Raw genomic sequence first — 20,300 nt, 5'->3', positions numbered from 1 at the left:
GGGATCATGCTCGACACCAACGCCGGGGCGGTCGGCAGGCCCGCGCCGAGCCGCCGCGAGCTGTCCGGGTACCACGCGTGGTTCCTGGAGTGCGCGCGGATGGTCGACCGCGCGCCGGTCGCGCACGTGGTCGTCGCCGAGCGGCACGCGCGCACCGACTGCCTCTCGCCCGCCCCGCTGGAACAGCTCGCGGCGCTGGCGGCGGCCACGTCGCACGTGCGGCTCGGCACGTACGTGCTGCAGCCGCCGCTGTACCCGCCGGTCGCGCTGCTGGAACGGCTCGCGGTGATCGACCACCTCTCCGGCGGCCGGTTGATCTGCGGGGTCGGGGCCGGCTTCCACCCGGACTACTTCGCTGTGCACGAGCGTCCGATGACCGGTCGCGGCGCCGCGCTGGAGGAGTTCCTGCGGCTCTACCGCGAGGACTGGCCGCACGGGCGGGCGGGGGAGACCTACGTGCCGCCACCGGCGCAGGAGCCCGCGCCGCCGCTGTGGGTCGGCGGCACGAGCGCACCGGCCGTGCGCCGCGCGGCCCGGTACGCCGACGCGTTCGCGATCGGGTTCAACGACCGCCAGCTCTCCGGGCTCGTCGAGCGCTACCGCGCCGAGTGCGCCGAGGCCGGGACGGCTCCCCGGCTGGTCCTGATCAAGTCGGTGTGGGTGCGCGGTCCCGGCACGGACGCGGCCGCCGAGGCGGGCGCCCTGTTCGCCGACACGTTCGGGCCGGAGATGGACCTCTACCGCGCGCACGGCCAGCTGCACGCCGCGGGCGCGATGCACATCGAGCGCCTGCTCCGGTACGCCTACGTCGGCGACACCGCCGAGGTGCTGCGCCGGGTGCACGAGGACGTGCAGCGGTGGGGCGTCGACGAGATCGTCATGCGCGTCCACATCGGCGTCCCGCCCCGGGAGGCGGTGGCCGACTGCCTGACCGCGCTGGTCGACGAGGTGATCAGCCCGCTCGCCCTTCGCTGACCACCTCGTACCAGGTCATCTCGCTGCGGCCCTCCTGCAGCCCGTCCATCCGGCGGCGGGTCTCGGCGAAGGTGGCGTCCTCGTGCCAGGACTCCCAGTCCGCGCGGCTCTGCCAGGTGCCGATGATCGTCCGCCTGTTGTGCCCGTCGAGCGGGATGAGCAGCTGCCCGCCGACCCAGCCCGGGCGGTCCTGCGCGGTCGACAACCGCTCCCGCATCGCCGCGTCCCACTCGGGCTCCCGCCCCTGCTTGAGGCTGACCTGCGTGACCACCGTCATCATCCGCACCACGTCCTTCGAGGAGCGCTGAGTTCCGAACCCGTGGTTACCACCGGTTGCGGGCTCCCACTCGCGCTACCGCCGCGCCGGTGGCGCGGACCGGCGGGAGTTTCGGCCTGTGCGCGGTGAGCGAGACGTGAGCGCGGAACGCCGACGGTCTCATGATCACGGAGGCGAACCCGGCCACGAGAAGTACATCAGCGCGACGGAAAGAATCCTGCGTGCGACTCACACCGATCATGCGAGCACGACCCACCGTCGCAGTGTCAGCACCTGCACGGGTTGCGTTCCGCGGAACGCGGTCGAGGCCCGGGAATTGTCAGACCCCGATGCCATCCTGAACGGGAGAACACCAGTTCACACCGCCTGGAGGTGCCCGGTGTCGGTTCTTGCGCTCCCCATCCCGCTCGAAGCCAGGAGCATCCGCGATCTGGAAACGGAACTGCTCAGTCTGGCCGCGCACATCACGGCTGCGCTGTGCCAGTTCCTGAAAGTGTTGGCCGAGTTCGACGACCGCAACGGATGGGCCGGGCCCGGGATCCGTTCCTGTGCGCATTGGTTGTCCTGGCGGGCCGGGATGAGCCTGCGCACCGCCACCGACCACCTCCGGGTCGCCCACGCCCTGCCACGCCTGCCCCGTATCACCGAGGCATTCGCCGCGGGGCGGATCTCCTACTCCAAGGTGCGGGCGTTGACCCGGGTCACCGGCACCGACACCGCCGCGCTCACCAGGATCGCTGCGGCGATCGCGGCAGGCGACCCCGACCTGCGCCACCTGACTGTCGCGGATCCGGAGACTGCGGAGCAGGTGCTGCTGAACCTGGCGCTGTCCGGTACCGCCAGCCACGTCGAGACCGTCGTCGCGGCGGTGCGCCGCCAGCCACACCCCACCCGCCGACACCGCGGCCCGGCGGGGCGTGTCTTGGCATTGGGACGCCGACGGGTCGCTGGTCCTGCGGGGCCGGTTCACTCCCGACGCCGGTGCCGCCCCGATCGCCGCGATCGAGGCACAGATGACGCCCCCCGCCGCGACCACCCCTGACCTGGCCATCCCCGCGCCGGCCACCGCCACGGCTTCGCCTGCCACGGCTTCCCCGGCAGCCTCGCCGCCGGACCTGGAGCAGCGGGCGCTCGAGCAGGAACCGGGCCCGGCGGTAGACCGGGTAGCGGCCCGGCGCGCCGACGCCCTCCACGCCCTGATCACCCGCGGCCCTGACGATGTGGTGGTGGAGCGCGGGCAGGCCCAGGTGATCGTGCACCTCGACGCCACCACCGGCACCGCCCGCCTCGCCGACGGACCAGAACTCCCCGCCTCCACCGCCGAGCGGCTCGCCTGTGATGCCCGCGTCCAAGCCCTGCTCGACGACCGCGCGGGCAACCGGCTCTACCTGGGGCGTTCCCGCCGGCTGGCGACGCCGTCCCAGATCGCGGCGCTGACCGTGCGGGACGGGGCGCGCTGTCAGTTCCCCGGCTGCAGCCACACCCGCCACCTCCACGCCCACCACGCGACACCGTGGTGGGCTGGTGGGCGCACCGACATCGACAACCTGGTTCTTGTCTGCTCCTACCATCACGGCGTCATCCATGACCACGGCTACCGCATCCACCGGCTGCCCGACCGGTGGCAGTTCCGGCGCCCGGACGGCTCCCTGATCCCCACCGCCCCGACACCGTTGACCGGCAACGCCGAGAGTCTGATCGAGATGCACACCCGGGCCCAGCTGCGGATCGAGCGCACCACGCTGACCCCGAACTGGTTCGGCGAGCGCCTCGACCCCGAGCCCATCCTGGACGCCCTGCTCCCACGCCGGACCCGGGCCGCGGCCTGATCCGCGTTCAGCTGAACGCAGTCAGGTGCCCGGACAGGACCCGAGCGCTGATCACGGGTCGGAGGTCGCGAGGTGGGTGGGCACCGTGACTGCCCGAAGGCCACCGGCACCTGCGCCGACGCCGGACGGGTTGGCGATCTCGCAGGCAACCGACGCCGCGCGCACCCCGCGCGATTCAGCTTCCACGCCCGCCGGCCGACGTCGCGATCGCGGCGACCGTACATGGCCAGCGGATCGGTGTGCGGGTGTTGCAACCGGCGCAGGAGCCGTCCTGCAGGCGGTGGTGCACAGCAAGGAGTCGAGCGGGACCACCGACCTGCGCGCTGATGAAGCGCACGGCTTCCTCGATCGGGTCAGGCCGCTCGTTCTTCTCGGTCGTTTCAGCATGGAGGGACTGCACACAGCTGCAGCCTCTCGGAGGGTCCGTGGAGGATCGTGAATCCGGCATGCAGTCGCTCAAACCCCCATCCCTCCCATCGACGTTGGCAGCCCGTGGTTTCGTGTGTTGTCGTGCGCGTCCAAGTTCACCGCGTCCGTAGGCATGGGAACCAGGTACTGGCCGAGCTGTTGACAGAGCTCGGTTGGTCGCCGCGGGCTCTCGCACGCAAGGTCAACCGTCTCCACGGGGCCGGCACCGTCGCCGAGAGCGCGCCCTACCATTGGCGCGACAGCGGCGGCCTGCCTCGACCGCCGATTCCTGCCTAGTGGCGAACGTCCTAGGTCGCGAACTCGGTCGCACGGTGACCGTCGAAGAACTCTGGCAGGGGCGCGCGGCTGAGTCGCCCATGATCATCCATGCCGATGCCGGCCTCGGGTCTCCCTCGTCGCCAATCGGAATGCGCGCGATCCTGGAAGACTGGGTACGCTCCGGACTTGTGGATCGACGACGGTTCCTGGCCGTCACCGGTGCTGCATTGGCGACCGCTGTGGGTGGGGGCTGTGACCCCGACAAGTTCGATCGGATGGGGTTGGCTATCGCGGGTGGCCACTTCGGGAATCCGCTTCTCGAGCAGATCGAACAGAGTATTCCGCACCTTCAGCGCCTCGATGACGCCCAAGGCGGCAGCGCGCACCTGACCTACGTGGGTACGCAGTTCCGCGCCGTTGCCGTCGTGTTGCAGCAACGGAGGCACGCAGCCAAGGTGGAGGCTCGACTACATGCTTGCCTTGCCGAACTCGGCCAGCTCGCCGGCTGGATGGCGTTGGACGCCGGTCAACACGGGCTCGCGCAGCGCTACCTCTTCACCGCCCTCCGTGCCGCGGGTGCTGCCGGATATCGAGCGATGGCTGCGCATGTGCTCGCCGACCTGTCGTTCCAGGCGGCAAGCTGTGGGGAAGGACATCCTTACTGGCCTTGCCGGAGAGTCGGGAACCGGCGTGCGCCTTGCCACAGGGATCGACGTTTCAAATTCCGATCATGATCCGCCCGACTGGTTCGCGCTCATTCCTGACGTCCGCCGATGCGCTCCTGACGAATTGCCTCCTGGGTATCGGAATGGTCATCATTACACGGTGCCGCTGATTGACATGCCGACGCATCTCGCCTACCTCGCGCGCCGCCTCGAGTTGGCCGGCGGCGATATCACGATTGGGCGAGTCGATTCCTTCGGCGATGCCTCACGGCTAGCGCCGGTGATCATCAATTGTACCGGTCTCGGCGCGCGGGCACTGGTTGACGACAGGGAAGTATTTCCGATCCGAGGCCAGCACGTTGTGGTCAGAAACCCGGGTCTGACTGACTTTGTAGAGGTCGACACCGGCGATTCCTTGGATCTCATCGCGATTTATCCGCACGGAGACCGCGTCGTGTTTGGCGGAACTGCAGACCCCCATGTCTGGAGCCGATACCCGGATCCCGTCGCCACGACTAAGATCCTCGAGCGCTGTTCGCGTGTCGAGCCACGCCTGAAGGACGTGGAGGTCCTTGAGGTCCGCGTGGGGCTCCGACCGACGCGAAGCGCGATACGCCTCACCGCAGAGCTTGGACCGGCAGGCGCGGTGATCGTTCACAACTACGGCCACGGAGGCGCCGGAGTCAGCCTGTCGTGGGGATGTGCTGCCTCCGTGGCGGAGCTTGTCGAACGCGGCGTCTCGATCTGAGCCTGGACGGCAGGGATGGCCACCTCAACGAGCCGGGCCACGCCCCTCGGGGTTGGTGAACGTCCGAAGGAACCGGTCGCGGAAGGCGTCCATCGGCCACACCGGCGCCTGCGGGACGGGCTGCAGGCCCGCGTGCCAGCCCCAGCCCGCGATGCGGTCCAGCACGGCCGGGTCCCGGGCCACGATCGAGATCGGGACGTCCCGGCTCGCGCCCTCGCCGGTGACGGAGGGGAGGGGCTGGTGGTCGCCCAGCAGGACGAGCACGAGGTCGTCGTCGCCGTAGGTCTCCACCCAGGACACGAGGCTCCGCAGGGAGTACTCGATCGAGCGGCGGTAGGTGGCGCGGACCTCGTCGGGGCCCTTCGCCCAGACCGCGTCACGCGGCTCGCCGGTGGTCATCGCGTGGAAGACCGAGCCGTCGCCGACGGCGTCCCAGTCGAGGAGGCGGGGGATCAGCGGCCAGGGCGCGTGGCTGGACACGAGCGCGATCTCGGCCATCAGCGGTGGCCGGTCGGCCCGGCCGTGCTCGGCGCGCTCGAACGCGGCGAGGGTGTACTGGTCGGGCACCGTGGCCCAGCCCAGGTCCGGACCGCGGTACCCGAGCCGGGGCCAGTCGTAGACCTCGTCGTAGCCGTAGAACGCCGCCTCGGGCCACTCGCCGGTGGTGCCCGGCATGACGGCGGCCGTCCGCCAGCCCGCCCGGCGGAAGGCACCGGTGAGGGTGCGGCGCTCGCTCCCCACCAGTGCGTCGTGGCGGTGCTCGTCGTCGACCCACAGCCCGGACAGGAACGTGGCGTGCGCCAGCCAGCTGCCGCCGCCCGTCGTCGAGGAGGTGAGGAAGCCGCTGCGGGAGGCGAACCCGGCGGCGGCGAGCGTACGGTCGCCCTCCGCGAGCACCGCGCCGACCTGCGGGGCGAACGCGGGATCCTCGACGGCGTCGCGCCCGTAGCTCTCGACGAACGCGACGACCACGTCCTTGCCGCGCAGCCCGGTCAGCAGCTCGTCGGCCGGCACGTCGTGCAGGGGATCGGTGGCGACGGCCGCCGCGAACGCGCGCCGCTGCGCCACACCGTCGCGGGCTTGCACCGCGTGGTCGCGCACGAGGGCGGCCGTGCTCCCGGACGCCACCGGCACGCCGGGGACGATCTGCGTGCCCAGCACCGCGCAGGCGACCCAGACGGGCGTGAGCGCCGCGACCGCCCGGGCCGTGGGCGCCCGGTGCCGGCCGGCGAGGCGTGCCAGGCGCCGCACCGACAGCGCCGTGAGGACGACCAGGGCGGCGGCCAGCACGACCGCGGCGACCACCGCGGCGATCGCGCCCGCCCGGCCCACCGAGCTCGTCAGGAACTCCAGGCCCGCGCCGAGCAGGGCCCAGTCGACCAGCGGGTCGAACGAGCGCGCGAGCACCGAGGAGAAGCCGGCGTCGAGGATCTTCAGGACCGCCAGCAGCCCGAGCGACGCCCCGGCGAGCACGGCCGCCGGCCGTCGCGCCCGGTCCGGCAGGACGAGCAGGACGGCGGCGCCGACGAGCCCCTCCACCGGGATGCGCGCGAACGCGGCCGGCGTGAGCGCGGCGGGTGCGGTCGGCGCGACGAGCGCCCCGAGCACGAGCAGGAACGCCAGTGCCGTCAGCACCCGGCTCCCGGATCGCGACGGCCGCGCAGGTCGGGACGGGTCATCGGGTGCGCTCCTCGGGGGACGGATCGCCGGCACTCTCGGAACACGCGGGCGAGCGGCGAAGGGTTCAGCCGCGCGGTGTGAACCGCCGTAGCTCGAGGTCCTTGGTGGCCGCGGAGACCCGGGTGGGCACGTCGGTGCGGTACCGGTCCTCAGGAACGGCGCGACGAGCTCGGCGTAGGGCATGCCGGGGCGGGCCACGAGCGCCACCCACGCGATGCCGGCCGTCGTCGTCACGAGGCCGGTCCGGGAGGGCGCCGGATCGACACCGGCGCCGCGCTACCCCTGGCGGGCGCGCCGGGTGATCGCGAGGGGCGCGGTCGGCGGTTCCCCGGCGCGGCGGCGCTCCACCACGCCGGCGAGCGCCACGTGCAGCGCGCACCCCGCCTGCACCGCGACGTACGCGCAGGCCACGGGCAGGAGGGACGCGACCCCGGCCTGCGGCGCCGGCACCGGGACCAGCACGACGGCGCCGAGGACCAGCAGCGTGCTCACCAGGTGCAGCCGGGCGTAGGCGAGGCCGCGACCCGCGGCCGTGCGCACGCCGAGCTCGTGCACGACGACGAGCCGGAACGCCTGGCCGAGCACCAGCAGGCGCAGCACGTCGGCCGCCGCGGCGTAGCCGGGCCCGAAGACCGCCAAGCCCGGCCCGGCGAGCAGCGCGGCGAGCGCCAGCAGCGGCAGGAAGACCAGCAACAGGTGCCGGCGGCACGCCGCGGCCAGCTCGCCCGCCCGGTGCGGGGCGCGGGCCCAGCGGGCCGACAGGGAGTGGGTGAAGAAGGTCGCGGCGGTGTCGAGCACGACGGCGGCCTGCCATGCGACGAAGAAGGCCGCGCCCGGTTCCGGCCCGAAACGCAGGATCACCAGCAGCGGGACCTGGTTGAGCAGCAATGTGTTGCCGATCTGAGCGGCCCAGGTGGGGCCCAGGAAACGCAGCACCTCCGACCGGGAGGGGACGGTCCCGCCGCCCGTGCGCGCGGCGAACCGGCGCAGCGCACCCACCAGCACGAGCGCGCCGACCGCGATCCACACGACGATCGGTGCGGCCCAGGACAGCACCAGCCCCTGGGCGCCGAGCGCGGTGCCCAGCACCACCAGCAGGGCGATGCGCACCAGCGCGAACAGGCCGTTGCGCCAGACGGTCCACCACGCCCTGCCGATCGCGACGAGCACGAAGTCGTGCACGACGAAGATCCCCCAGCCCGCCGCGGCGAGCGCGAAGACCGCGGCACCCGTTGCGAGCGGGCCGCCACCGGCGGCCGTGCGGGCCAGCTCGGGCACCGCGAGCGCGCAGCACAGTCCGGCGAGGCCCGCCAGCGGGACGACCACGCCGTGGCTGCGCCACACCAGGCGCGGGGCGTATCGGCCGGCGACCGGGAGCCAGCGCAGGAGCGCCAGGCCCAGGTTCAGCTGCGCGATCCCGGCCACCAGGATGAACGCGGAGACGACGGCGGCGGCCCGACCCACCTCGGCCTGCGGGAGCACCCGCGTCGCGATCAGCCAACCGGCCAGGCCGGCGACCGCACCCAGCCCGGAACCGATCGCCAGTGCGAGCCCGTCCCCGGCGCCACCGGCGGCCGGTTCGACGGGGAGCGGTTCCGTCCGGGGGTCGGCCGGTCGATGCCCCACGCCGCCTCCTGAGGTTTGGCTACCCTTAGTCGGCGAGACCTTAGAGGATCGGGCCGGGTCCGGGTGGTGCCTGTGATCGAGCTATCGCGGCGCCCAGCACCTAGGAGGGGCACTTTCGTTCGATGGAGCGGGACGACAGTGCGCTCGTCCGACCGATGCGGGCCCATGCGCCAGGCCTGCTGCTCGTGACCCGGAACGGCTGTGGCAACGTCCTGCACCGTTCCCGCAGTACCGCTGACCCGAACGCGAACAGGACCGCCGCATGACCGCAGTGCCACCCGCGGCCTCCCCCGAGGCCTTCGTCGTCGACGGCGTCTCGAAGGTGTTCGTCGGCGCGACGCGCGTGCAGGCGCTCGACGACGTCTCGCTTCGCCTGTCCTCCGGGTCGTTCACCTGCATCGTCGGACCGTCGGGGTGCGGGAAGTCGACGCTGCTGCGCATCCTGGGCGAGCTGGAGACGCCGACGGTCGGGCAGGTGCACAACCACCTGCCCGCAGGGCGGGTGCCCCGGTCCGCGTTCGTGTTCCAGGAGCACGGCGTGTTCCCGTGGTTCACGGTCCTGCAGAACGTCGCGTTCGGCGAGCAGATGGCCTCGGTGGGGAAGCGGGAGCGGGAGGAGCACGCCCGGCACTGGATCGGCGAGGTCGGGCTGACCGGCTTCGAGTCCGCCTACCCCCACCAGCTCTCCGGCGGGATGCGCCAGCGGATCGCGATCGCCCGCGCGTTCGCCACCGGCTCGCCGTCGCTGCTGATGGACGAGCCGCTGGGCGCGCTCGACGCCCAGACCCGGATCCTCATGCAGGAGCAGCTCGTCACGCTCTGGGAGGCCGAGCGCAAGACCGTGGTGCTGGTGACCCACGCGATCGAGGAAGCCCTGCTGCTGGGTGACCGGGTCGTGGTCATGTCGGCGCGGCCGGGGCGGATCAAGGAGGTCCTCGACGTCCCGTTCGGCAGGCCGCGCAGCGTCGAGGTCGAGGCCGCGCCGGAGTTCGCGTCGATGCGGCAGGGGATCTGGGAGTCGTTGCGCGACGAGGTGCAGGCCTCGATGAGGTTCTCGTGACACCGCCGGTGGGCACGCCCGCGGACGCCGCCGTCGAGCGGGAGTACCGGCGGCACCGGCGGCTGCAGGTCCGCGACCTGGCCCTCGCCGTCCTCACACCGGTGGTCCTGCTGCTGGCGTGGGAGGTCGCGGCCCTCACCGGCGCGCTGGACGAGCGGCTGTTCACCCCGCCGTCGCAGATCCTCGCCCGGGCGGTGGAGATGCTCGTCGACGGCGAGCTGTGGGGGCACGTCGGCGCCACGGTGGCCCGGCTGACGGCCGGCCTCGTGCTGGGGGCCGTCGCCGGCGTCGCCGTCGGGCTGGTGATGGGCGTGTGGCGGCCGGCCCGCGCGGCGCTGGGCCCGACGTTCACGGCCCTCTACGCCCTGCCGAAGATCGCGATCCTCCCGCTGCTGCTGCTGATCTTCGGCCTCACCGAGACGCCGAAGGTGCTGTCGGTGGCGATCTCGGTCTTCTTCGTGGTCCAGATCAACACGCTCGCCGGCATCGTGCAGATCGACGCCCGCGTCCTGGAGGCCGCCCGCGCCTACCGGGCCACCGGCTGGAAGCTCTTCCGCCACGTCCTGCTGCCGGGTGCGACCCCGTCGATCGTCACCGGTCTGCGGGTCTCCGCGGGGATGGCCGTGATCGTGGTGACCGCCGTGGAGTTCGTGGCCTCGAACGACGGCCTGGGCTACCTGATCTGGAACTCGTGGCAGCTGTTCCAGCCCGCGACCATGTTCGTCGGGCTGATCACCGTGTCGCTCATCGGGGCGCTGGTCACGGGCCTGGTCATCGTGCTGGAGCGGGCGCTGCTGCCGTGGCGGCACGCGGGTGGCCCACGACGCTTGAGGAGGAAACCATGAGGAGAGTCGCGACGCTGGCGGCGGCCCTGCTGGCCGCGCTGGGCGTGGCCGCGTGCGGGGCAGGCGGCGGCGAGGCCGGCGGCGGGGACGACCGGACGGTGGACGTCGGCGTCGTGCAGCTGCCCATCTTCGCGCCGCTCTACGTGGCCCAGGCGAAGGGCTACTTCACCGAGGCCGGCCTCACGGTGAACGTGCAGAACGTCAAGTCCGGGCAGGAGGCGATCCCGCTCGCGGCCGGCGGCAAGCTGGACGCGGTCCTCGCGGGGTTCTCCGCCGGGATGTTCAGCGCGATCGAGTCGGGCCTGGACGTCAAGGTCGTCGGATCCATGGGGGTGGCCGACGCCGACACCGACCAGCCCGCCTCGGCGCTGGTCGTGCGCAAGGCGCTCGTCGACGACGGGTCGGTCACCTCGGTCGCCGACCTGAAGGGCCGCAAGGTCGGCGCGCTCGGCGGGGCGGGGGCGACGGCGGCGTTCTTCACCGGCCTGGCGCTGGAGCAGGCGGGCCTGACGATCAACGACGTCGAGTTCGTCCAGCTCAGCAGCCCCGACATCCCGACCGGCCTGCAGACGGGCGGCATCGACGCCGCGTTCGTCTCCGCACCGTTCTGGAACCTGGCCGTGGACGACGGCACCGCGGTGAAGATGTGGGCCGCCCCGGAGGGCACCTCCGGCACGGGGATCCTCTACGGCGGGCAGTTCGTGGGGTCGCCGGTCGCGCAGCCGTTCTTCGACGCGCTGGCCCGCGGCGCGCGGGACCTGCAGGGCGACGCCCGCTACTCGCAGGAGAACCTGACGATCATCGGCGAGGCCACCGACCAGACCCCCGAGCAGGTCGCGGCCGTGCCGCTGTACGCGTGGCTGCCCGACCTCGCCCCGCTGCCCGAGCAGCTGAGCACGATGGAGCGGATCTGGATGCAGGTCGGCGCCCTGGAGTACGACAGCCCCGTCCCGCCGGAGCAGTACGTGGACGCGAGGTTCGCCGAGCACGTGCCGGCGCAGGGGTAGCGCACGAGAGGGCGTGCCGGCAGGCCGTTGAGCCCCCGACCCCAGGAGCGTCCGGCCTTGCCCTAGGGCTGAACGAGCGCATAGCATGCTGAACATGCGTTCAGCATCGGCTCCGTCCGACGCGGATCTGACCGCGAAGGCCAAGATCCGCAATGCCGCCATCGCCCACTTCGTCCGCGATGGGTTCCAGAAGGCGAACCTCCGTGCTGTCGCGGCCGCCGCAGGGGTGAGCGTCGGCTTGATACCTCATCATTTCGGCAGCAAGGAAGGGCTGCGGAGCGCCTGCGACGAGCACGTCCTGCAGATCCTGACCACGCGGGCGCGTGCCGCGGGGCGTCCCTCGGGAATGCAGGACCTCCTCGGGGTCTACCTGTCGGACCCCGAGGAGTACCAGCTCCTGGTGCAGTACATGGCCCGGGCGATCCAGGAGGACGCGCCGGCGGCCGGCACGTTCGTGGACGCGGTGGTGGAGGAATCCGAAGCGGTCTTCAGGGCCGGAGCTGCGGACGGCACGATGCGCCCGTCCTCGGATCCGCGAGCGCTGGCGGTGCTGAACGTCCTGGTGGGTCTGGCCGTGTTGACCATGCCGGCGCCCCTGACGCGTGCGCTGGGGCACGAACACTTCGGGCCCGACGTGCTGCGCCGCATGGCGGTGCCGACCCTCGAGCTCTACACCCGCGGGCTCTACACCGACGACGCCCTCCCGACGACCGCCCGGGACGCGTGGGCCGCGGCGGGTCCACCACAACAGGCCAAGGACTGAGCACATGGGCATCACCCCTCCGGCCTTGACGCCGGCACAAAAGAGCTTGTTCCTCACGCTGGGCGGTAGGGCGTTCGACAGTCGCCTGCCACGCCCCTTCCTGGGCGACACCATGGCCGACGAGGTCCTCCGGAAGACGGGGTACGACGTGGCCAAGTTCCCCACCCTGAGCAGCAGACTCGTCGACCCGAGGACCAAGGTCTTCGACATCGCGGTACGGGCCAAGAGGCTCGACGAGGCAGTGCGGCAGTTCGTCACCCGCCACCCGGATGCGGTCGTGCTGGACCTGGGCGCCGGGTTGGACAGCAGGATGTTCCGGGTCGACCCGCCGCACACGGTCGACTGGTACGACATCGACTTCCCCGAGGTCATCGCCGTCCGGCAGCAGGTGCTGCCGCAGCCCGCCAACGCCCACGGCATCGGGGCCGACCTGACGGACCCGCACTGGCTGGACGACGTCCCCGACGACCGGCCGAGCGTGATCGTGGCGGACGGCCTGATCGCCTTCCTCACCCAGGAGGGCTTCGTGTCCCTGCTGAACCGGCTCACCAGCCACTTTCCCAGCGGGGAGGTGGCCTTCAACAGCTACACCACCTACGCCGTCTGGACGGTCAAGCACATCCCGGGCTTCGCCGCCATCGCCGGTGGGGTGGCCAATCCCGGTTTCAACGACCCTCGCGAGCCCGAGCGCTGGGCGCCCGCTCTGACACTGGCCGAAGAGATCTTCCTCACCCGAGCGCCCGAGCTCACCGACATGCCGCTGAGCGTGCGGCTGGCCTCCCGCCTGTTCGCACCGAGCCCGGCCCTGTCCCGGATGCTCGGCGCCACAGTGCTCCGCTACTGCTTCTGAGGTTCGCCCGACGAACCTCCGGCCGGAACCACTAGTCCTCCCGCAGTCGGCCGTCGCCCAGGTGCAGCCGGCGGTCGATCTTGATCTCCCCGAGGAACCGCTCGTCGTGGCTGACCACCACGAACGCACCCTCGTAGGAGGCCAGGGCGCTCTCCAGCTGCCCGACGCTCACCAGGTCGAGGTTGTTGGTCGGCTCGTCGAGCAGCAGCAGCTGCGGCGCCGGTTCCGCGCACAGGACGCAGGCCAGGGTGGCGCGCAGGCGCTCGCCGCCGGACAGTGCGCCGACCGGGAGGTGCACCCGCGGGCCGCGGAACAGGAAGCGGGCGAGCACGTGCATCCGCTGCGCCTGCGCCATGCCGGGCGCGGCGGCGGCGAGGCTCTCGGCCACCGTCGCGTCGAGGTCGAGCAGGTCGAGCCGCTGCGACAGGTAGGCGATCCGGCCGTCGGCGCGCCGGGTCGTGCCGCCGTCGGGGTCCAGGTCGCCGAGGAGCAGACGCAGCAGGGTGGACTTGCCCGCCCCGTTCGGCCCGGTCAGCGCGATCCGCTCGGGGCCGCGGATGGTGAGGTCGAGCCCGTCTCGGGCGAAGAGGGCCCGCCCGTCGTGGCGCACCTGCATCCGCTCGCCGGTGAACAGCGTCCGCCCGGCCGGGACGCGGGTGCCGGGCAGGTCCAGGGTGATCCGCTGCTCGTCGCGCAGCGCGCGCGATGCCTCGTCGAGGCGGGCCTTGGCGTCGCCCACGCGGGAGGCGTGCGTGTCGTTCGCCTTCCCCGCCGACTCCTGCGCGCGCCGTTGCAGACCGCCGGCGACGATGCGCGGCAGCCCGGCGTTCTTGAGGTTGCGCGACGCGGTGGAGGCGCGGCGGTCAGCGCGTTCGCGCGCCTGCTGCATCTCCCGCTTCTCCCGCTTGACCTCCTGCTCGGCGTTGCGGACGTTGCGCTCGGCCACCTCCTGCGCGGCGCGCACCGCGGACTCGTAGGCGGTGAAGTTCCCGCCGTGGGTGCGCAGCTCGCCCCGGTCCAGCTCGGCAATGCGGTCCATCCGGTCGAGCAGCACCCGGTCGTGGCTGACCAGCAGCAGGCAGCCGCCCCAGCTGCCGAGGACGTCGTGGAGGCGGTGGCGGGCGTCGAGGTCGAGGTTGTTGGTCGGCTCGTCGAGCAGCAGCACGTCGGGCCGGCGCAGCAGCTGGGCGGCCAGGCCGAGGGAGACGACCTGCCCGCCGCTGAGGGTGTCGAGGCGCCGGGTGAGCGCGACGCCGCCGAGGCCGAGCCGGTCGAGCTCGGCGTGCGTGCGCTCCTCGACGTCCCAGTCGGTGCCGATGACGGCGAAGTGCTCCTCGCTCGCGTCACCGGACTCGATCGCGGCCAGCGCCCGCAGCACCGGCGCGACGCCCAGCACCTCGGCCACCGTGAGGTCGCCGGCCAGCGGCAGGGTCTGCGGGAGGTAGCCGAGGACGCCCTGCACGGACACGCTCCCGCTGCCCGGCCGGAGCTCGCCCGCGATCAGCTTGAGCAGGGTGGACTTGCCGGCGCCGTTCGGCGCGACGAGCCCGGTGCGGCCGGCACCGACGGTGAACGACAGGTCCTGGAACACCGGGGTGTCGTCGGGCCAGGAGAACGACAGGTTCGTGCAGACGACGGATGCATCGGACATGGGAGGCCTCGCGGGGGATGCGCACGCGCCACCGGGCACGTTCGGCGGTCAGGGGGACGACAGACGGCCACGCGGGCGGGCGCACCCGCCGGGACCGCATCTCCGGATCACCCGGAGATGTCGTCGTCACCTGCCACTTCTGCCTCCTCGGCCGATCAACCGCCGTCCACTCTAACAGCGCCCGTCAGTAGCAGCGGATCTCGTACACCGCCGCCGACGGGTCGCCGTTCGTGGCGTGCACGACGAGGCGCAACCGCGACGTCGTGACCGGTTCGGCGAGCTCGTGCACCCGCCGCTGCCGGCCGTTGCCCCGCACGGTGACGACGTCGCGCCACGCGCCGTCCACCAGTGCGCGCACCGTGTAGTCGCGGCTGGTCTGCGGGTCGGCCCACAGCGGCGGCGTCCGGTCGTACTCGCGCAGCAGGTGCCCGGCGAACGTCACGTGCACGCTGCCGACGTGCCGCGGGACGTCCCAGGCCAGCTCCACCCACTGGTCGAAGGGGTGTCCGGGGTCGGAGCGCCACAGGTTCGTGGCCGCGTGCGGACGGGCGACGCCGCTCACCACGCTCGCCGCCGGGTAGGCCCGCTGCGCCGGCTGCACGCGGTGGCTCATCGTCACGCCGTCGCCGAAACGGCGCATCCGGCCCGGGGTCATCTCGAAGGCAGAGACGGCGCCGGGCAGGACCCGGCCGGCGCGCACCCACTCCACGTCGGGCGTGGCGGCGAGGTCGAGCCGCAGGTACCGGCCGCCGGGGCCCGGATCACCGAGCGCACCCCGGTCGACCGCGACGTCCCAGTCGACCCAGTGCTCGCCCGGCGGCACCCGCAGCGTGGCCTTCGCCAGCACGGCGCCGGTCTCCACCCGGTAGTCCCAGATGTGCGCGGCCCGCTGCAGCCGTGCCGGGATCGCTACCTCCGCGCCGGTGTGGTTGCGCAGCAGGACGCGCACGGACGCGAGGCCCGGCGCCTCCGGCCCGGTCTCCACGGGGATCCACTGGCCGCGCAGCGCGGTGAGGAAGTCCGCGCCCGGCCGCACCTTCTCCTCCAGCCCGCCGTCCACCCAGCGGTCACCGGGGGAGGCACCGAGGTAGGGCGCGTCGGAGGAGGCCGTGACGGTCGCGGCGCGGGCGAGGTCGTCCTCGTCCGTGTTGACGACGTGGGGGAGGAAGCAGCCGTCCTTGAGCAGCTGCTGCTGGACGTCGGCGATCGCCGAGGACGGCACGTCCTGCACCCCGATCCCGCGGTCGAGCGCGACGGCCGCCGCCGTACCGGCCGCCTGACCCATGATCGCGGTGGTCGACTGGACGCGCACCGATCCGAGCGCCACGTGCGTGGCCGAGACGTTGCGGCCCGCCATCAGCAGGTTCGTGACGTCCTTGGCGATGAGCGAGCGCAGCGGGATCCCGAACGGGCCGACGTAGCCCGCGACCGCGGCCGTGGCGTGCGGGTCGTAGCCCTCCGCCGCCGTCGGCTCGCTGGAGCCGGCAAGCAGGCCGCCCACGGTGTGCAGGTCGATGTTCCAGCCGCCGTAGGCGATCTCGTCGGGGAACGGCGCGGTGCGGAACAGGTCGTGCTCGGTGAGCAGGTGCAGCCCGACGATGCGGCGGCTCTCCCGCTTGCCCGGCACCTGCCCCAGCCAGTCCAGCGCCAGCGTGCGGGTGGCCTCACGCGTGTGCGGGTCCTTGTTCTTCATCCAGTCCCACACCCCGAGCGTGTGCCGGGTCAGCTCGTGGCGCAGCTCCTCGGCGTCGTGGATCGTGTGCCACGGCGCGCCGAGCTCGATCCACCAGAACCCGCCGCGGACGTCGTGGGGGCGGCGGCCCTGCTCGTAGAAGAAGGCCGGGTCGGTGTACTCCACGGCCCAGTCGGGGAGCTCGAACTCGACGGGGTGCCCGACGTCCTTGGTCTTGAAGTGCAGCGAGTTGCCCATCGTGTGCTCGGAGGCCTCGAGCGGGGCGTGCGGCTCGTCGAACTCGGCGCGCGCCTCCTCCCCGACGCGGAACTCGCAGCCGGCCAGCGCGGCGACGACGCCGTCGCCGGTGCAGTCCAGGAAGACCCGGCCCCGCAGCTCGGTCTCCTTCTCCGCCGACACCGTCCAGCCGGTGACGGAGGTGATCGCGCCGTCGACGACGGCGACGTCGCGGACCGCGGTGTTGAGCAGCAGCGTCAGGTTGTCGGTGCGCTGCGCGATGTCGTAGAGCGCCAGGTCCCAGACGCTGTTGGCCCAGCCGTTCTCGAAGATCGGCTCGTGGTTGCGGAGGCGCTCGCCGGCCATCAGCTCGGCGAGCACGCCGCCCTCACGGGCGTAGGCGTGGTAGGTGGTGCTGCCGCGCGGCACGACCCGCACCTCCGACGAGCTGTTGCCGCCGAGGACGGGGCGGTCCTGCACGAGGCAGACCCGGTGGCCCATGCGGGCGGCCGCGACGGCCGCGGCGAACCCGGCCAGGCCGCCGCCGCACACCACGATGTCGTAGGACTCGGTTGCGTGTTTCACTGTTCCCTCTCTCAGCCCTTGAGCCCGGTGGTGGCGATGCCGTCGATGAGCCGGCGCTGGAAGAACATGAAGATCGCGAAGACCGGCAGCAACGACAGCACCGACATCGCGAACAGCTGCCCGTAGGACGACTCGCCCATGCTGTTCATGAACAGACGCAGGCCCAGCGGCACCGTGTAGCCGTCGATGTCGCCGAGGTAGATCAGCGGACCCAGGAAGTCCTCGTAGGTCCAGATGAAGGTGAAGATCGCGGTGGTGGCGAGCGCCGGGCCCAGCAGCGGCAGGATCACCCGCGAGAAGATCCGCCAGTGCCCGCAGCCGTCGATCTCGGCCGCCTCGTCGAGCTCGCGGGGGATGCTGCGCAGGAACTGGACCAGCAGGAAGACGAAGAACGCGTCCGTGGCCAGGAACTTGGGCACGATCAGCGGCAGGTAGGTGTCCACCCAGCCGAGCGCCGTGAAGATCGAGTACTGCGGGATGAGCGTGGCGTGCGCCGGCAGCATCACCGTGCCGAGCATCAGCGCGAACCACACCCGCCGCAGCGGGAAGTCGAGCCGTGCGAACGCGTACGCCGCGAGCGTGCAGGCGACCAGGTTGCCGAGCACGGCGCCCGCGGACACCACGACGGAGTTGAGGAGGAACCGGCCGAAGCCGGGCGGGTTGGCGCCCCAGCCCTCGACGTAGTTCGCGACGTTCCCGCCGGTGGGCAGCACCGACGGGGAGGAGAAGATCTCGTCCTCCGCGACGAGCGACCCGCGCAGCATCCACAGCAGCGGGTAGAGCATCGCCAGGCACACCAGCACGAGGAAGGCGTGCAGCAGCACGCGCCCGAAGCGCGGCACGGCGGTCACCGCCCCTCGTCCGCGTAGAAGACCCACCGCTTCGAGGACAGGAAGGTCAGTGCCGTGAACGTCGCGATGATCGCGACGAGGATCCAGGCCAGTGCCGAGGCGTAGCCCATGTCGTACTCCGCGAAGGCGCGTTGGTAGAGGTAGAGCGTGTAGAACAGCGTCGACTCGACCGGCCCGCCCGTGCCGTTGGAGATGATGAACGACGGCGTGAACGCCTGGAACGCCACGATCGTCTGCATGACGAGGTTGAAGAAGACGATCGGCGTGAGCAGGGGCAGCGTCACCGAGAAGAAACGGCGCACCGGGCCTGCGCCGTCGATCTGGGCCGCCTCGGTCAGCTCCGCGGGGATGTTCCGCAGCCCCGCGAGGAAGATGATCATCGGCGAGCCGAACTGCCAGACGGCGAGCACCACGAGCGTCAGCAGGGAGTAGTCCGGGTCGGCGATCCAGTTCGGCCCGCGGACGCCGACGATCGCGAGCAGCTGGTTCACCGCGCCCTCGCGGCCGAACAGCTGCCGCCACAACAACGCGACGCCCACGCTGCCGGCGAGCAGCGACGGCAGGTACATCACCGAGCGGTAGAACGCCATGCCCCGCATGGCCCGGTTCATCAGCAGCGCGATGCCCAGCGCGAAGACCAGCCGCAGCGGCACGGAGAGGAACACGTAGCCGAAGGTCACCTGCACCGACTGCACGAACTCCGGGTCGTCGGTGAGGATCGTGCGGTAGTTGTCCGGTCCCACCCAGCGCGCGTTCGAGAACAGGTCGTACTCGGTGAACGACAGGTAGGCCGAGATCACCATGGGGCCCAGGACGAACCCGGCCAGCCCGACGAACCACGGCAGCAGGAACAGGTACCCGGCGATCGCGGCCGCCCGCCTGCGGGGGTGGCGGCGTCGTGGCGCACCGCGGTGGGACGCCGCGGCACCGGTAGCCCTCACGAGTGTCGCGGTCACTCGAAGGACTCCGCGCGCGCGAAGAACTCGTCGACGGCCTCGGGCACCGTGCTGCTGCCGAAGGCCACGGCCTCGTTCAGCTCTTCGAGCAGGGAGCGCAGCTCGGCGAAGCCGCTCGGCCACAGCCGGTTCAGCGGGGTGGAGGTGGCCGCGACCTCGTCCATGTAGTCCATGGCGGCCTGGTCCGGCCCCTCCAGCGTGCCGCGCAGCTGGTCGCGCGCGGCCTGGGAGGGCGGCATGCCGAGGGCGACACCGAGGTCGGCGATCGCCTCCGGGTCGGTGGCCATGTAGGTGATGGCGGCCGCCGCCTCGTCGGGGTTCGCGCTGGACGCCGAGATCGACCAGAGGCTCGCGGCGTTCATCCACAGGCTCGGGTGCTGGGCGTCGTAGGGCGGCAGCGAGATCGACAGCTCGTCCTGCAGCAGGCGGGAGTAGGACGTGTAGTCCTGCGTCCAGGCGAGGTCCATGGCCGTGCGGCCCTTCGCGAACGGCGAGGCGGCCAGCTCGCCCTGGCCCTCGGCCGTGACGTCGGCGGGCGGCGCGCCGCCGGTCGCGCGCAGGGCCTGCCAGTACTCGAGCCAGCGGGTGAGGTCCTCGCGCGTGGCGTTCAGCGTGCCGTCGTCGGCGTAGAACTGACGTCCGCTGTCGCGGACGAACAGGATGAACGAGATCAGGTCGCCGCCCTCGTCGGAGGCGCCCCAGACGTCCGGACCGAGCGCGGCGTGCAGGGCGTTCGCCGCCTGCGCGTACCGGTCCCATCCGTACTCGCCGTCGGGGACGACGGCCCCGGCCCTGGCCAGCATCGCGTCGTTGGTGACCAGGCCCATCGCGTTCGCGCCCGCGACCACGCCGTAGAGCCGGTCGCCCACGGCGCCGAACCGCCGCAGCCCCTCGTCCACGGCGTCGACGTCGAGGCCCTCGACCGCGGTGAGGTCCAGCAGGGTGTCGCGACCGGCGTAGTCCGGGATCTGGCTGCCCGCCTGCATGATCAGGTCCGGGGCACCGCCGCCCGCCGTCTGGGTGGCGAGGCGGTCCCAGTAGCCGTCGAACGCCTGCGACTCGCGCCGCACCTCCACTCCGCTGCGGGCGGAGAAGGCGTCGAATACGGTGTTGAGCGCCTGGTTCTCCGAGTCCCCGCCCCACCAGGTCGCCCGGATCTGGCCGTCCTGCGTCGGCGCGCCGGACCCGTCGCCCCGGTCGGCCACCGCGCACCCGGTGAGCGCGAGGGCGACCGCGGCACCGAGCGCGCACGCGGCGGTGACGGCTCGGCCTCGGCGGGGCGGCGGGAGTTGCTGGTTCATGGCGACCTCTCAGATCCGGCTCCGACGGCGGTGGG

The 20,300-nt window shown here is 72.3% G+C and carries 19 protein-coding genes; 11 read left to right on the top strand and 8 right to left on the bottom strand.

Features of this window, described 5'->3' with window-relative positions; all coding sequences use genetic code 11:
* Window positions 1-6: 6 nt before the first annotated feature.
* A complete protein-coding gene (locus FB558_RS28960; RefSeq protein ID WP_142058691.1) occupies window positions 7-975 on the top strand; it encodes an LLM class flavin-dependent oxidoreductase in 969 nt (322 codons plus the stop codon).
* Here FB558_RS28960 and FB558_RS28955 read toward each other — a convergent pair.
* The gene (locus tag FB558_RS28955; protein WP_142058689.1) at window positions 953-1,255 is read right to left on the bottom strand and encodes an antibiotic biosynthesis monooxygenase family protein; all 303 of its coding nucleotides are present in this window, start codon (window positions 1,253-1,255) and stop codon (window positions 953-955) included. The two genes, FB558_RS28960 and FB558_RS28955, sit on opposite strands and share 23 nt — an antisense overlap.
* 376 nt (window positions 1,256-1,631) lie before the next feature.
* Between FB558_RS28955 and FB558_RS44835 the strand changes: the two genes are divergently transcribed.
* The 5 genes from FB558_RS44835 to FB558_RS28935 all read left to right on the top strand — a co-directional run bounded on the left by FB558_RS44835 (window position 1,632) and on the right by FB558_RS28935 (window position 5,181).
* Window positions 1,632-2,294: a DUF222 domain-containing protein gene (locus tag FB558_RS44835; protein ID WP_246106806.1), complete on the top strand. Its 663-nt coding sequence runs from the start codon at window positions 1,632-1,634 to the stop codon at window positions 2,292-2,294.
* Window positions 2,200-3,081 (top strand): HNH endonuclease signature motif containing protein, encoded by an 882-nt coding sequence (locus tag FB558_RS28945; RefSeq protein ID WP_246106852.1) that lies wholly within the window; start codon window positions 2,200-2,202, stop codon window positions 3,079-3,081. The genes FB558_RS44835 and FB558_RS28945 overlap by 95 nt, the downstream gene beginning before the upstream one ends.
* A 435-nt stretch (window positions 3,082-3,516) precedes the next feature.
* Entirely contained in the window at window positions 3,517-3,786 is a 270-nt protein-coding gene (locus FB558_RS45810; protein ID WP_425468088.1) for a carph-isopro domain-containing protein, read from the top strand.
* Window positions 3,787-3,821: 35 nt separating this feature from the next.
* Window positions 3,822-4,502 carry an NsdA family TPR-like regulatory protein gene (locus FB558_RS44090; RefSeq protein ID WP_211366899.1) on the top strand — a complete coding sequence of 227 codons (681 nt, stop codon included), beginning with the start codon at window positions 3,822-3,824 and terminating at the stop codon, window positions 4,500-4,502.
* On the top strand, window positions 4,459-5,181 hold the full coding sequence (locus FB558_RS28935) for an FAD-dependent oxidoreductase (protein WP_211366898.1): 723 nt from the start codon (window positions 4,459-4,461) through the stop codon (window positions 5,179-5,181). The genes FB558_RS44090 and FB558_RS28935 overlap by 44 nt, the downstream gene beginning before the upstream one ends.
* A 24-nt stretch (window positions 5,182-5,205) precedes the next feature.
* Here the strand turns inward: FB558_RS28935 and FB558_RS28930 are convergent, their stop codons facing one another.
* Together FB558_RS28930 and FB558_RS28925 are read right to left on the bottom strand one after the other, a co-directional pair.
* Entirely contained in the window at window positions 5,206-6,816 is a 1,611-nt protein-coding gene (locus FB558_RS28930; RefSeq protein WP_211366897.1) for a sulfatase-like hydrolase/transferase, read from the bottom strand.
* A 321-nt stretch (window positions 6,817-7,137) separates the two neighbouring features.
* Window positions 7,138-8,487, bottom strand: a complete 1,350-nt coding sequence (locus FB558_RS28925) for a lipopolysaccharide biosynthesis protein (RefSeq protein WP_142058679.1) — start codon at window positions 8,485-8,487, stop codon at window positions 7,138-7,140.
* 262 nt (window positions 8,488-8,749) lie between these two features.
* Here FB558_RS28925 and FB558_RS28920 point away from each other — a divergent pair, with 262 nt between their 5' ends.
* The 5 genes from FB558_RS28920 (at window position 8,750) to FB558_RS28900 (ending at window position 13,012) form a co-directional block, all read left to right on the top strand.
* Window positions 8,750-9,547: an ABC transporter ATP-binding protein gene (locus tag FB558_RS28920; protein WP_142058677.1), complete on the top strand. Its 798-nt coding sequence runs from the start codon at window positions 8,750-8,752 to the stop codon at window positions 9,545-9,547.
* Complete coding sequence (locus tag FB558_RS28915) at window positions 9,544-10,392, top strand: ABC transporter permease (RefSeq protein WP_142058675.1); 849 nt, start codon at window positions 9,544-9,546, stop codon at window positions 10,390-10,392. Before FB558_RS28920 ends, FB558_RS28915 begins: the two co-directional genes overlap by 4 nt.
* Window positions 10,389-11,399 (top strand): ABC transporter substrate-binding protein, encoded by a 1,011-nt coding sequence (locus FB558_RS28910; protein ID WP_142058673.1) that lies wholly within the window; start codon window positions 10,389-10,391, stop codon window positions 11,397-11,399. Before FB558_RS28915 ends, FB558_RS28910 begins: the two co-directional genes overlap by 4 nt.
* Before the next feature lie 94 nt (window positions 11,400-11,493).
* A complete protein-coding gene (locus tag FB558_RS28905) occupies window positions 11,494-12,162 on the top strand; it encodes a TetR/AcrR family transcriptional regulator (protein ID WP_142058671.1) in 669 nt (222 codons plus the stop codon).
* Between the two features lie 4 nt (window positions 12,163-12,166).
* Window positions 12,167-13,012, top strand: coding sequence for a class I SAM-dependent methyltransferase (locus tag FB558_RS28900; RefSeq protein ID WP_142058669.1), 846 nt, complete (start codon window positions 12,167-12,169; stop codon window positions 13,010-13,012).
* A 31-nt stretch (window positions 13,013-13,043) separates the two neighbouring features.
* Here the strand turns inward: FB558_RS28900 and abc-f are convergent, their stop codons facing one another.
* From abc-f to FB558_RS28875, 5 genes are all read right to left on the bottom strand, one after another.
* A complete protein-coding gene (gene abc-f, locus FB558_RS28895; protein WP_142058667.1) occupies window positions 13,044-14,663 on the bottom strand; it encodes a ribosomal protection-like ABC-F family protein in 1,620 nt (539 codons plus the stop codon).
* Window positions 14,664-14,847: 184 nt separating this feature from the next.
* Window positions 14,848-17,157: an FAD-dependent oxidoreductase gene (locus FB558_RS28890; protein WP_142058665.1), complete on the bottom strand. Its 2,310-nt coding sequence runs from the start codon at window positions 17,155-17,157 to the stop codon at window positions 14,848-14,850.
* Window positions 17,158-17,168: 11 nt separating this feature from the next.
* Complete coding sequence (locus FB558_RS28885) at window positions 17,169-18,008, bottom strand: carbohydrate ABC transporter permease (protein WP_246106805.1); 840 nt, start codon at window positions 18,006-18,008, stop codon at window positions 17,169-17,171.
* Entirely contained in the window at window positions 18,005-18,949 is a 945-nt protein-coding gene (locus FB558_RS28880) for a carbohydrate ABC transporter permease (protein WP_211366896.1), read from the bottom strand. Before FB558_RS28880 ends, FB558_RS28885 begins: the two co-directional genes overlap by 4 nt.
* An 11-nt stretch (window positions 18,950-18,960) precedes the next feature.
* Window positions 18,961-20,265, bottom strand: a complete 1,305-nt coding sequence (locus FB558_RS28875) for an ABC transporter substrate-binding protein (protein ID WP_142058663.1) — start codon at window positions 20,263-20,265, stop codon at window positions 18,961-18,963.
* Between the last annotated feature and the right edge of the window lie 35 nt (window positions 20,266-20,300).

The organism is Pseudonocardia kunmingensis (assembly GCF_006716445.1).
GTDB lineage: Bacteria > Actinomycetota > Actinomycetes > Mycobacteriales > Pseudonocardiaceae > Pseudonocardia > Pseudonocardia kunmingensis.
The sequence above is the reverse complement of the archived record's forward strand: the minus strand, read 5'-3'. Positions and strand labels throughout refer to the sequence as shown.